Source organism: Flavihumibacter sp. ZG627 (assembly GCF_000814325.1).
GTDB lineage: Bacteria > Bacteroidota > Bacteroidia > Chitinophagales > Chitinophagaceae > Flavihumibacter.
In genome coordinates this window covers 1-13,232 of sequence record NZ_JPHF01000016.1, presented here as the reverse complement: position 1 = coordinate 13,232, position 13,232 = coordinate 1, and the positions used below count along the sequence as shown (strand labels likewise).

15 protein-coding genes are annotated in these 13,232 nt (G+C 41.9%); 10 read left to right on the top strand and 5 right to left on the bottom strand.

Annotated features, from left to right (window positions below; genetic code table 11):
- From HY58_RS18130 to HY58_RS18120, 3 genes are all read left to right on the top strand, one after another.
- The coding region (locus HY58_RS18130; protein WP_216593834.1) for an RHS repeat domain-containing protein at window positions 1-878 on the top strand (878 nt) is incomplete at its 5' end.
- A gap of 2 nt (window positions 879-880) precedes the next feature.
- A complete protein-coding gene (locus HY58_RS18125) occupies window positions 881-1,471 on the top strand; it encodes a hypothetical protein (RefSeq protein WP_039135493.1) in 591 nt (196 codons plus the stop codon).
- Between the two features lie 645 nt (window positions 1,472-2,116).
- Window positions 2,117-2,698 (top strand): hypothetical protein, encoded by a 582-nt coding sequence (locus HY58_RS18120; RefSeq protein WP_039135490.1) that lies wholly within the window; start codon window positions 2,117-2,119, stop codon window positions 2,696-2,698.
- 249 nt (window positions 2,699-2,947) lie between these two features.
- Here HY58_RS18120 and fumC read toward each other — a convergent pair whose 3' ends face one another.
- The 4 genes from fumC to HY58_RS18100 form a co-directional block, all read right to left on the bottom strand.
- On the bottom strand, window positions 2,948-4,348 hold the full coding sequence (gene fumC / locus HY58_RS18115; RefSeq protein ID WP_039135488.1) for a class II fumarate hydratase: 1,401 nt from the start codon (window positions 4,346-4,348) through the stop codon (window positions 2,948-2,950).
- 90 nt (window positions 4,349-4,438) lie between these two features.
- Window positions 4,439-5,218: an enoyl-CoA hydratase/isomerase family protein gene (locus tag HY58_RS18110; protein ID WP_039135486.1), complete on the bottom strand. Its 780-nt coding sequence runs from the start codon at window positions 5,216-5,218 to the stop codon at window positions 4,439-4,441.
- Window positions 5,219-5,248: 30 nt separating this feature from the next.
- Window positions 5,249-5,665, bottom strand: coding sequence for a cobalamin B12-binding domain-containing protein (locus HY58_RS18105; protein ID WP_039135484.1), 417 nt, complete (start codon window positions 5,663-5,665; stop codon window positions 5,249-5,251).
- Window positions 5,666-5,695: 30 nt separating this feature from the next.
- Window positions 5,696-7,234 carry a glycosyltransferase family 39 protein gene (locus tag HY58_RS18100; RefSeq protein WP_039135482.1) on the bottom strand — a complete coding sequence of 513 codons (1,539 nt, stop codon included), beginning with the start codon at window positions 7,232-7,234 and terminating at the stop codon, window positions 5,696-5,698.
- Between the two features lie 486 nt (window positions 7,235-7,720).
- On the opposite strand from HY58_RS18100, the gene HY58_RS18090 reads away from it, so the two are divergent.
- The 7 genes from HY58_RS18090 (at window position 7,721) to HY58_RS18060 (ending at window position 12,399) form a co-directional block, all read left to right on the top strand.
- Window positions 7,721-8,428 (top strand): SIMPL domain-containing protein, encoded by a 708-nt coding sequence (locus HY58_RS18090; RefSeq protein WP_039135476.1) that lies wholly within the window; start codon window positions 7,721-7,723, stop codon window positions 8,426-8,428.
- Window positions 8,429-8,619: 191 nt separating this feature from the next.
- Complete coding sequence (locus tag HY58_RS18085; RefSeq protein ID WP_172644684.1) at window positions 8,620-9,255, top strand: hypothetical protein; 636 nt, start codon at window positions 8,620-8,622, stop codon at window positions 9,253-9,255.
- Between the two features lie 270 nt (window positions 9,256-9,525).
- Window positions 9,526-9,852, top strand: a complete 327-nt coding sequence (locus HY58_RS18080) for a hypothetical protein (RefSeq protein WP_039135473.1) — start codon at window positions 9,526-9,528, stop codon at window positions 9,850-9,852.
- A gap of 203 nt (window positions 9,853-10,055) precedes the next feature.
- Window positions 10,056-10,544, top strand: coding sequence for a hypothetical protein (locus HY58_RS19650; RefSeq protein WP_039135471.1), 489 nt, complete (start codon window positions 10,056-10,058; stop codon window positions 10,542-10,544).
- A gap of 208 nt (window positions 10,545-10,752) precedes the next feature.
- A complete protein-coding gene (locus tag HY58_RS18070; RefSeq protein WP_039135469.1) occupies window positions 10,753-11,364 on the top strand; it encodes a hypothetical protein in 612 nt (203 codons plus the stop codon).
- Window positions 11,365-11,432: 68 nt separating this feature from the next.
- Entirely contained in the window at window positions 11,433-11,930 is a 498-nt protein-coding gene (locus HY58_RS18065) for a hypothetical protein (protein ID WP_039135466.1), read from the top strand.
- Window positions 11,931-11,970: 40 nt separating this feature from the next.
- Complete coding sequence (locus HY58_RS18060) at window positions 11,971-12,399, top strand: hypothetical protein (protein ID WP_052324283.1); 429 nt, start codon at window positions 11,971-11,973, stop codon at window positions 12,397-12,399.
- Window positions 12,400-12,414: 15 nt separating this feature from the next.
- On the opposite strand, the gene HY58_RS18055 is transcribed toward HY58_RS18060, so the two are convergent.
- Window positions 12,415-13,232, bottom strand: an 818-nt coding sequence (locus tag HY58_RS18055) for an IS3 family transposase (RefSeq protein WP_052324282.1), incomplete at its 5' end; no start/stop codon positions are given.

Below are 13,232 nucleotides of genomic sequence, written 5' to 3'. Positions count from 1 at the left end.
AGGAAACGCATTATTATCCGTTCGGACTGACTATGGCGGGCATAAGTAGTAAGGCAGCCGGGAAATTAGAGAACAAAAAGAAGTTTAATGGCATCGAACATACTACAGATTTAGATATTAATCAATATGACGCCTTTTTCCGAACAATGGATCCGCAAATAGGAAGATGGTGGCAGATCGACCCTAAGGCAAATGAAAGTGAAAGTCCATACGCTGCAATGAGTAATAATCCAATAAGATTTAGTGATCTCCTTGGCGATACAATTATTGATACTCACATTAAAACTGATAAGAATTGGGGAAAAGCGTATAATACTTGGCTTAGTTCAAAGGCAGGAAAGAGTTTTGTCAAACTGTATAGTCCAGGAGGCAAATACGGAAAAACCACTGTGATATTTAAAGTAGGTCAACCAAGCCAAGATAATTCTGCACAAGGAAACACTAAAGCCTTTGTTGTGAATAGGAAAGATGGTTCTTCTTCTGAGATAGAGCCTGGAAAAACCTATAAAGGAATAGATAAAGTTGCAGATGGAAAAAGTGCAGAGCAGTATTTGAAATTTGAAGTCACCTTAAGAGAAGGTGATGAAGCTAATACTCCAGCTCAACAGATAGAAAATGCTGAATCTGTTTTGCATGAAACGCAACATGTTAGAATAGATCAACAAACGTTAAGCACAAATAGTGAAATAGCACGACCTTCCGGACAACATTATTATTGGATGAAACCAACTACTTCCCCATGGTATCAAGAAAGAGCCAATTTTTACATTGAGAACAAACAAATGTGGCGAACTGACTATGAACGACAAAAAGCCCAGGGCAAGGTCAATAATGAAGCAGACTATATTAAATCAAAAGTTAATGACTTTAGAAATTAATCATGCATAATATTTTATTAACGCTACTATTATATACCCTGCTAATTTCATGCAGAGAAAATGGTAATGGCAGTAAAAACTCTGTAGCAGTAGAAAGTAAGAATGATACACTGGTATCATTTTCAATTATCAAGAAAGATAGCGTGCATATAGTTAATTATCATTTGGAAAGGAAAATTATGAATGGTAAACTTTTTGCTTTTCATTACACAAGTAAAGAAGATGAGTTTATATTAGTTTGCGATACCTCCAGAAATTCTTATAGCGGCATATATGAGAAAAATGATACAGCTATTTTTGACTTAGAACAAACCAAGTATTATACTATTAATGGAAATGATTTTAAGGTTCTAAAATTAATCGGAGATAAAAATGTAACTGATGCTGCATTTTCCGTTTTTCTTAGTATTGATTTTGGTTTGTTATTGAGTAAGTCAAATACTTGGAGCTCAGCAAAAGTATTATGCGTTGATAAAGGTAATAGTAGAAGTGATCAATTATCTGCATTACTATATAGAATGCAAACCGATGAAGATTTTTTCCCGAACCCAATTCCAAATATTAATAAGTTTACACCTCCAAAATTTGAGTGAAATAAAGTACAAACTATTATGAATGAAGCGATGGATATTTAGCAAGCTACTTGTGCCTGCAGCAACGGTGTGGAGTGGCTGTGGTCTTACTTGTAACCTAGAATTGTGCCTTACCCGGCTACATCAACAATGATTTTTTTTATTGGGCGTGTTTTTGCTTCATTTCCTGTTGAAAGAGGAATGCGTCGATGAGTTTAGAGACGACGATTTTATTTTTCAGAGAGTTCGGTGATCCTGTAAGCTCCCCTTATTTTAGTGCCTGTATCATTTAGATTTTTCAAAGGTAGTTATCTCTGCTTCAACCGCTTTACAACTACCCGCTGCGCTTGGCGCCTTTCAATGTTGGAATTCATTCTCCATTCTTCGCTCAATACCTGCCTTTCTGCAAGTCTGTTAAACAGGCGCGCATTTTTACCCTAACCTCGTTTTCGGGAATAATTCAGAAAATACCGCCCGCCATTCCCATATATTCAAATAAATCTGTATATTAAACCTGAATTTCCGCAAATGGATATGCATATCTGATGGGGACCAGATGAGGACCAGATGGCGACCAGATGGGGACCACGGATGGAGAGATCAACACGATTTCAACACGGCCGACGGAAGCCTTTATCCAAAATTCAAACCCAAAACCTAATAAAAATGGCAAAAAACAGCGGCAACATCTTACTGAACAAGTTCAGTGGCAACCTGGGTGATTCTGTTTACCTGAAAAACTATGGCGGCAGGCAGTACATGATCCGCTGCCCCAACCGGGAGGGTCACAAAAAAACCGAGGCGGAGGAAGCCAACCAGCACAGGTTTAAGCTGGCCCAGATGTATGGCAGCCAGGTAACAAAAAACCCTGAGGCCAAAGCATTTTACACCCCTTATCGCGAGGGCGTCATGACAGAATACCTCCTGGCGCAGGCCGACAAAATGATTTCTCCCGTTATTAAATACATTGACTCCAGCGATTACTGCGGCCTCGCCGGCCAGCAAATACTGATCATGGCAACCGACAATATCAAGGTTACGGAAGTGACCTGCACTATTATTGGTCCAACAGGCGTGGAGATCGAAAAAGGAAATGCCACCCCCACCGTCAGGGATGAGGAATGGTCTTATATTATCTCCAACGATCATAAAATGGAGGAGAGCACGATGATAGTCGTGAATGCCTTCGATCGTCCGGGGAATAAAGCTGAGGCCATGCTCATTATAGAATCGGCACCTGGTAAATAAAAACCCCCACCTGAAAAGGCGGGGGCGTTAAAACCCTATATTTTCTAATAGACAACATTTCCTTTTAACCAAATGCCTTTGGTTTTTCAGTGGATATTGGTCGTCACATCGATATAAGGCACGGACCAAAACAGAACATGAGAATATGATCAGGTCTGCTGAAATATATTTGACAGGATTCTTAACGACAGCGAAGGGGAACAAATTGTTCCCCTTCTAAATTATTGTTTATCAACTACAGAATTACACTTAGTTGATCTTTCCGACCATTTTGGATGGGTCTACCCACTGGTCAAATTCATCGGCTGTCAGGTAGCCAAGTTTCACGGCCATCTCCTTTAAAGTAGTGCCTTCCTTATGCGCCTTCTGGGCTATTTCAGCCGCCTTATAATAACCGATCTTCGGATTAAGTGCGGTCACCAGCATCAGCGAATTGTCCACATGCTTTTTGATATTGGCCTCAATCGGCGCAATGCCGATCGCACATTTATCATTGAAACTTACACAGCCATCGCCAATGAGCCGGGCGCTGTGAAGGAAATTATAGATCATCATCGGCTTGAACACATTCAATTCAAAATGTCCGCTGGCACCGCCAATATTGATGGACACATCATTACCCAGCACCTGGGCAGCAATCATAGTGAGGGCCTCACATTGCGTAGGGTTCACTTTGCCGGGCATGATGGATGATCCGGGTTCATTATCGGGAATAAAAAGTTCGCCTATACCTGACCGTGGACCGCTTGACAGCATCCTTATATCATTCGCGATCTTCATCAGGCTCACCGCAACAGTCTTTAATGCACCATGCGCTTCCACGATGGCATCATGCGCCGCGAGGGCTTCGAATTTATTTTCGGCAGTCACGAAGGGGAGTCCCGTCAATGCCGCAATATGCTTCGCCACATTAACATCATAATTATCGGGAGTGTTGATGCCGGTACCCACTGCTGTTCCGCCGAGGGCAAGCTCAGCAAGGTGCGGCAAACAGTTTTTAATTGCGCGCAGACCGTGGTCTAACTGCGATACATAACCGCTGAATTCCTGTCCCACCGTTAACGGCGTTGCATCCATAAAATGCGTTCTCCCGATCTTCACCACCTGCATGAATTCCTTACTCTTGGCGGCAAGTGTATTACGCAGTTTTTCAATACCGGGAATAGTTGTTTCCACCAGCATTTTATAGGCTGCAATATGCATGGCCGTGGGGAAAGTATCGTTGGAGGACTGCGACTTATTTACATCATCATTTGGATGGAGGAATTTATCCTTATCGGCCAGGGCGCCACCATGCAGTACATGTCCGCGGTAGGCAACCACCTCATTCACATTCATATTGCTCTGCGTTCCCGAACCGGTTTGCCATACCACCAGCGGGAAATATTCATCGAGCTTACCCTCGAGGATCTCATCACATACCTTTCCGATCATATCAGATTTTTCCTGTGGCAGTATCCCTGCATCGAGGTTGGTGAGGGCCGCGGCCTTCTTGAGGTAGGCAAAAGCAAGGATGATCTCTCTGGGCATCCGGTTGATATCCTGCGCGATGCGGAAGTTATCAATGCTACGCTGTGTTTGTGCTCCATAGTAGGCATCAACAGGCACCTGCACTTCACCCATTGTGTCTTTCTCTATTCTGTATTCCATATTAGGTTGATTTAGAAATCTGCCGCAAAGGTAATTCCGGGGCGCCGGAAAGCAGATGATTTTTATCAGTTTATGAGCCAGCCGCAGCCATTAGTTGCCCGTAAATACGGCGGGTCTTTTTTCCAGGAATGCTTTAGCGCCTTCTTTGGCATCGGTGGTATTGAAGAGTTCGCCGAAGGCATGGATCTCTTTGGTGAGTCCGTTGGGATCGCCGATAGCGGCCAGGTTGGTGAGCTCAATCACCTTGGCGATAGCAATGGGAGCCTTGGTGATAATGCTTTGCAGGATTGTCCGCGTTTTGGGCATCAGCTCTTCTGCAGTGGTCACATGGTTTACAAGGCCCAGTTGAAGCGCTTCAGAAGCGTTGAGCATTGCGCCTGTCATCATCAGTTCCATAGCCTTGCCCTTGCCAACAAGCTGCGTTAGCCGCTGGGTACCGCCATAGCCGGGAACGAGTCCGAGGTTCACTTCGGGCTGTCCGAAGCGGGCATTATCAGAAGCAAGGCGGAAGTGGCAGGCCATCGCAAGCTCACAGCCACCCCCCAGCGCAAATCCGTTTACGGCAGCCAGGATGGGCTTGCTGGAATGTTCAATCCGACTGAAAACCATATCCTGCCCCTTTTTAGCCAGCTCCATACCGCCATAGCCGTCGAGCTCCAGGAACTCACTGATATCGGCGCCGGCTACAAAACTCTTTGATCCGGCCCCGGTGAGGATGGCTCCCTTCACTTCAGGGTTATCATACACGGTGCCGATCACCTCTGCCAGCTCTTCAATAACGATGCGGTTGAGAGCATTGAGTTTATCGGGACGGTTAATGGTGATCGTTAGTATGCCTTCAGCTAATTCGGTGAGGATGGTCTGGTACATGTGAGAATATTTTTATTGGGAAGAAATGAATCAGAACTGCCGGTGCGTCTTCACCCACTGGCTTATATAACCGGAGATCTCGGTGGTGGTTGTACCCGGAGCGAAAAGTTTTCCCACGCCCATGTCAGACAGTTGTTTCATATCATCATCTGGAATGATACCACCGCCGGTGAGGAGAACATCATCCATCTTTTTTTCCTTCATCAGTTGCAGGAGTTTGGGAAAAACGGTCATATGTGCACCGCTGAGGATGCTGATCCCGATGGCATCAACATCTTCCTGGAGGGCGGCGTTCACCACCATTTCAGGTGTTTGTCGGAGACCGGTATAGATCACTTCCATGCCTGCATCGCGCAATGCCGATGCGATGACCTTGGCGCCGCGGTCGTGACCATCGAGGCCAACCTTGGCAACCAGTACGCGTATGGGTCTGTTGATTGTGTTCATATGGCTGCACAAAGATAGGGGAAATGGGAGCTAGCGTTGGAAGCGCAGCTTCATTTCTGCAAGGCCCGTCCGCGCCAGGCTGGAGGCCACACTATCGGCATCCCTGAAGAGGATCACCTTATCACCATGTTGCCTGCTCAGTGGCATGTTGACGGAATCAAGGATCTGCCGGCTTGCGAAATGATTAAAGACCTCATCGTCGGCATCGGGATTGTTACGGCCAACAAACAGCAGGTGACGAAAATCCATTTCAGGTTTTATCCATAGCAGGAAGCTGCCATTATCACTGATCACACGATCCTGGAAATCCTTATCCCGACTATAAAATTTCAGAGCCCCTGCCTGTCCATAATGCCGGCAGTAAACAACAGTATGTTGCTTAACAGAATCGGGAAGTTGATGAAATGCCTTCTCTGCCTTATCGGCAATTGCCTTCCAGCCGATCATATCGGCATAGTCCTGCGGGAGGGGATGATCTTTCTGGTCTTCCCATCTGAGCAGACCGGTTTTTTCAAACTGCATGGTCTTGAAAATATTGGCCATGGTTGCGGGCGGCGCGAAGGGAAGGAGGAAGGGGATCATTGGCAGACTCAGTAAGATCACCACGGTGAGGATAGCGGGCTGCAGCCATTTGATGGTGGCGGAACGTTTTTGCCAGAATGCAGCGCCGGCTGCAATGAGGGATGGGTAGATACCGAGTGCATAATATCCTTTTGCGCTACCGAGCATGAGTAGGGTAAGCAGTGCAATAAAGGTGATGCCCATCCATCGCCAGGGGGCGTTGAAGAAGAACCAGGCCACGCCCGCCAGCCAGATCGGCAGGAAGGGCAGCAGGTAAAGAAATTGTTCGGCGATGAAGTTAAGTGGACTCAGGAATTTCAGTTGTGTTTCCTGCAGTTCCTGCATATGGTGAAGCAGGGGCCAGTTCTGTTGGTACTGCCAGTAAATATTGGGGAGCGCCAGCAGCAGGGCGATGCCGAGGGCGATATACAGATGGCGCGATAAAAACAGTTTGCGTTGGCTGGTGAAGAGCCATCCTATGGCTATGGCAGCGAGGAGAAACAGGATGGTGTATTTGCCATAGAACCCAACCACTGCCGCGGCTGCGAAGCCGTACCAGTAGCGCTTTTGCCGCGTCTGCTGAAAAAGCACGAGCATCCAGATACAGGCCGTCCACGCGAAGATATCGATGATATTAGGTTGGAAAAGAAGGTGAACGCGGGCGAAGGCAGCGAGGATGAACACCAGTGCGGTAACAGCCTGTGCCCATGCTTTGCCACCCCATCGTGCGGCGAGAATGCATGCCATGATAAGGGTGAGAGCGCCCAGTAATGCGGGCCATGTTTTGATGCTCCATTCCGATCCACCAAGCCAGGATGAGATGGTAGCCATCCACGATAGTAGTGGTGGGTTTTCGAGATAGCCCCAGGCGGGGTGGAGGCCCTGCTGGTAATAAAGGTATTCATCGCGTTGCAGTTCATAAACGGCGTGGATACCGATGAATGGCAATAAAAACTTAAGGATTGCCAGTGGCAATATGATCTTCCAGCGCGGGTTGGTGGGATGCATGCTTCAAATTAATGCAAGTTTCGGAGAAATCACCACCACCCATAAGTGAAAACTACCGTTGAATGTGTGATTGCTCCCTAAAGTTCAATGTTTCGTCTTGAGGGTCTCCAAGAATTACCTGAATGTGGTATTGCATAAGAACATGGATGGTAATATATTACCACCGCAAAGTTAAAATTAACCCTTTCACTTACCCTCATGCCTAAACGATGTGGGTGAGGTGGCGAAGCTGTGGGTGGTAATAATGCATCGGGATAATAAAGAAATTAAATGGCTGATTTGTTATTTGAAATAGTGGTTAAGACATTTCTTGTGTTGCCTGGTGCATTTATAAGATGGTTGTTTCGAGGATTCAAAGGTTCATATAGTCAACTACTGGAAGATACAGACTGGATACTTAATTCAATTATCGGAGGAGCCTTTATTGGAATAATCATCATTGTTATATCAAATCGCACTGTTTAAATCCTAAAAACCTTACACTTTATGAGAAGACTTAAACTAACAACCTTATTTATTCTAACATTCCTTGCGGGTCAGTCTCAAACTAAGAACTTTCTTGACCAACCTTATTTAGAAGTAGCAGGAAATGCGGACACTTTACTGACACCTAACGAGATTTACATCAAAATCATCATAACAGAAAAAGAGACCAGGGATAGAATTTCAGTAGAAGACCAGGAATTGAAAATGTATAATGCTTTAAAATCACTTGGTATTGATGTGGAAAAGAACTTAACGACAAGCGACATGTCCAGCAACTTTAAGTTTTATTTATTAAGGAGTAAGGATGTGATGAAATCCAAACAGTACATTTTAAGAGTAAGTGATGCTGTTACTGCCAGTAAGGTATTCATTGAGCTCGAAAATCTTGGCATTTCCAATACTTCTATAGAAAGGGTAGACCATTCGGATTTAGAGAGCATCAGAAATTTATTACGCTCAAAGGCCGTTGAAAACGCTAGGACCAGAGCCATAGCATTGACAGAACCTTTAAAGCAAACAGTTGGCCCTGCTATTCATATCGCAGACAATGAAGTATATAGTAATTCTAATCAACTACGGGGCCGACTTGATGAAGTTGTTGTAGTGGCATATGGTATTAAAAAAAATGCGGGAGCAGAATTGCCAAAAATAGAGTTTGAGAAAATAAAAGTAGCGTCAAATATTAATGTCAAGTTTATGCTCAATTAATCGATTAAATTAAAGGATACGGTAAATCAAATGGGCCGGCCTGCAATAATAAATGTTATACTTACCAGAGTATGAGACTTAGTATTTTCAATTGCATATTTGTGATTCTTGTATCCCTTGGATGCAGAAATTCCGCAGATAATGCAAATTCCTTTAATCAGAATATTTTTCAGCAAACTAGTTTTCCGGATATGCCAGATACCTTTAGATTTTCGTATAAGGATGCCCATGTTAAGGCCAAAGCGTTGATGAATGAAGAATTTTTATGGAGTGCTTTAGAGGAAACCGCTCCCTTCGGTAATGATGATGGAAGCGACGCTGCATATGGATTTAGATTATGGCGGGTTTACAATAAGAATATTTCTCCTACGGTTTATCTTGACCAGCTGATTGATCGGTGGGGTTATCCTAAGTTTGAGTTGGATGAACTGGATACTGCAAAAATAAGTTTGTATTTGAGTGCTCCTGCTTTGAAATCTGAGACGGAAATCCGGCAGCAAATGGAAACTATGAAAGAGGCCATGAAGAATGCTGTAGATACCTCAATGCAGTCAATGGATGATAATCAGTTCCGGGAAATAATAATATTATCCTCACAAAGCATGGGTATCAGCTTTCTTGTTGGGATTGATAATGCGATTATAGCAACTGGTTTTGCTCAATTTGTATTGGAAGGAGAATTGGATCAAAAACTTAAATCCCTGGTTGTAATAGCTATTAAGAGGCAGTTATTGCCAATATTAATTAAGCGTTGGGACGTAAATTATATTCCCATGCGAAAAGAGCAATTAAATACCATGCTGAATATTATTAATAAAATAGATTAGTGATTGTTATTAATCGCCAATAAAATGAACAGACTTTTAGCATATGTTTTTTAGGCATAGGACTTCTTGGTTTTATTTTCTTCCTGAGTAATTCTGATATGTGAATCCATGAATTGTTAGGTTTGCACCTTCCGGTAATGTAATTACGCGTAGGGAAATTTGTAGTTTTAGAATTTCTGGATTACCTATATTTCATAAATACAAACGTTATAGGCTATTAAACAACCATTACTAACCAGACGAGCAAAAGCTCAGACCATCCTTTGATACATGGCTACACATTTCAAGTGGACAATACGGTTTAGCATTCTAACACCCATTCTGGTACTCATTTGCATTTTTCTCATGGGCGGTGGGTATGGATGGTACACACCTGCAATGGTACTTTTTCCCTGGGCGACACTCAATACTGCCTGGCAAGATCATTTGTCGGCGCCACTGATGATAGCTGGAATATTTCAATTTGTTATCTATGGTGTTCTAATTGACAAAGCCAAAGGGACTAAAAGTCAAAACTTCGTTCTTGGAGGTATTTTGTTATCGCATATCATTTTGGCTATTCTCATACTTATACTGAGAGACCCGGAATGGAGATAGATCGAGCAGCACTGCAACAGCCTATAACATAGTGTTGCTTCAATAGGTGCTGACGAATATACTCTCAACTCATTATCTTTATTTAGCAACAAAACAAAGTAAAGCTGCAGTTTTTCAAATGCACCTACTGGCAGCAACACCTTTTCCGTTATGTGCAATTACAAAATAATTCAGCATCCTTCTCGATGAAAAATCATTTTTTAATGGTAAATCAGTCCTCGTGTAAATCCTATTTGGTAGAAGGCAAATCAAAGGACATAATTGACAGATTTGAGAAGCTTATAAAAAAGTCATTTGTTAGCGGACATGCAACAATAGAATTCAAGAGACACAATTTTGATCCATTTGCTCCAAATGGCACAATAAGTATTGAAATTATTGACAATGGAGTAAGTGCCAATTCAATAATAACTTATAAAATAGCAAGCAATTTGTTACCTAAATATTCCATTTGGTTTATGGTAACTGTACTTTCCATTTGGATTATGTTTTCATTCTTATTAGTACCAATAGGAAAGGCTTTACCAATGATAATATTAGGCTCTACAACTTTTTATATAATTTTTCGATGGAGTCGAATTCTTAACTTGGCAAAACTTGAGAATTATACAATTTATTTATTGCAGATGAGTAAATTAAAATATAGCACGCATAACATTATTGGTAAAACTGGGCTGTCAACACTCAAATGAACAAAAAGTAACTGGCGGCCGCATTCATCAAGGCATTCACGTTGGAAACAACCCAATTAGAGCCGTCCTAATTTCGAGGTTACATAAAACATTTACTAATTGCACTTTCTTACATTAGCTTGGCCGTAGTGACATATTCACGCAAGGAAATAAATCCTCCAGGCTTGTCACGGTTTCAGTTTAAGTTGGAAATAAAAACATTTATCTAATGATAAATAATCAGGCTGCCGGCCCAGCGGGACATCAGCTATGCAATAATATAAACAGACTTTTAGGATATGTTTTTTTGGGAGTGGGAATTCTTGGTTTTATTTTCTTTTTGAGCTATCATGGAACCTCTATTCCTTTTAAAGAGCTTTGGTTTGTTTTGAGCTTCTTTTTGATGATTGGAGGTGCTTACTTCTTTGCGAAGTATAAATTGAGGGAAAGATCCAATCAGCAAAACATATTAAATAATTCCCGTTTGGCTGAGATTGCCCTACTCAAAGAAACAGGTGATAAAATCAGGGTAACACTCGATAATGCAGAGATAAAGAGCAGAAGCTATTTGCAGGAAATCGTAAAGGAAGGTTTACCGTCAAGCATAGAATTGATTGAGGGATTGAATAACAGCAATCGAAACTACAAAACAGAAGAAGTGGTCCAGACATATATTCTTTTTATGAAAGAATATAATGGCAAGATGTACAAATTTATCAGCGAGGCAACTACAATGGATGCTTATGATATTAAGCGCTACATTGAAAGCCAAAAGGGGATTGACTTATTCATAGATTCAAATAATCCAACAAAGTATTATTTTGACTTTTCAATGGAGTGAAACTTGTCGCCAATCGAACCCGGTGAACAATCATGGAGCATAGCTACAATTATCATTGAGTATAAATTATGAAACCAAGAATAATCCAGTTCATTGCTATTTTATCCTTGACAGGCTTTACTAGTTCATGCACAAGAGTAACCCCTGCTGGTTTCTGGACAACTTATCACAAGGACATGATTCTGACTAAAAATAGCAATCAGGGGCTTTGGGGTGGCCGGAGAGAAATATACTGGCAAAGCGCTACCAAGAATACTTTTACTGCCAGGGAATTAATTGAGTTTGCAAAAAAGAATGACTGGAAATTAGTTGACACCATTACGATTTCAGCAAATACAGTTACTCTCAAAAGGATTTCTGCGCTAATAAATGAAGATTATTCACTTGAGCTATTAAAGCAAGAAATTATACCAAATATCGATTCTGGATCCAATAAAGTGTATGTATTTAAAACTACCTGGCTGGCAGTTGAGCCCGGAAATAATCGCGAAACATTTGAAAATGGTTTCGCATTAATAAATTCAGCTGGCACAGAATTAAGGATTAATCATATTTGGGGAGAGTAATAAGGCAGCAATGACATGCAGGCACAGAGTAAATTTGATTATGTTGAAGTCCATTAAATGGATAGTCATATTTCTATCGACAGTTTGGGCAACAGGCCTATTCGCAAGTCCTCAACTACCAGATTATCTGATCTATGGTAAAGATACTATTGCAACGTACAATCTTATACTTGAACGTTTTTTACAAAGACTAGACTCAAGCGAGTCAAATAAATTATTTGGATTAAGTTTCAGGACTGGATCCTCTTTTTCTTGTTGGAGAGGTTATCAGGCAATTTATAAAATAGAAAACGACAGCTTATTTCTTGCCGATATCATTAATTGCGGTGAATTAAGAACTGGCAAAATTGACAAGTTTCAATCAATCAATAAAATTAAATCAATCTTTAAAGAGCGAATTAAAAATGAAAAAGTCCATATTAATGTATCGACCCCCTATAAGTTGGACAGTTTTTCAAAGATAGTTTAGTAGTTTTTAGTAATTCTAGGGAAACGGATTAAAATATTCTTTCCATATACGATCCGGCGGTTTTCTTCCCAGGGATCCATGCTTTCTTTTTTCATTGTACCATTTATAATATCTGTCAAAAACCATTTGTGCATGATAAATGGAATCAAACTCAAATCGATCCACGACTTCTCGCTGGATATTGGAGTGTAATGCTTCAATGTAGGCATTATCCTGTGGTGTGGCAACATGGGAGAACTCCTGTAATATGCCTTTGTCCTTAAGGTAATGCCTTACAGCAGCTGCGATAAACTGTGAACCATTATCATTTCTAACGGTCATTCCCTGGGTTTTATATTCCAACAGCATCAAGGATAACATCACCAGAACATCACCCTTTTTGATAGAGAACCGCAGGGTATGGATAAGAACTTTACGTGTATAGATATCGATCACCGTCAATAACAAGGCGTTTCTGCCTGATCCATGCACATGAACGTACTTGATGTCCATGGATAAATACTGCAATGGATAATCAGGTTTAAGGGTCCTGAATCGGATGAAGTTTCGCTTGAATGGTTCCACTCGTACCTTTTCTCCATAAAGAAGTTTATGTTCCTTCATAAGTCTGTAAACCTTCTTGTGATTGATGATCCAGCCCTGTTCTTTCAGTTCGCAGGTAACGTTTCGATAGCCGTAACAACAAAACTCATTATTCAAAAAAATGGATTCTATCTGTTGTACAACAACTCTATTTTCAAAGATCTCTCCATCCACATTAACACTGCAAGTGGATGGCTTGGCGCCTTTGCGCTGATAAGAACGCCTGTAATAAAAAGTGCTGGCAGCAACTC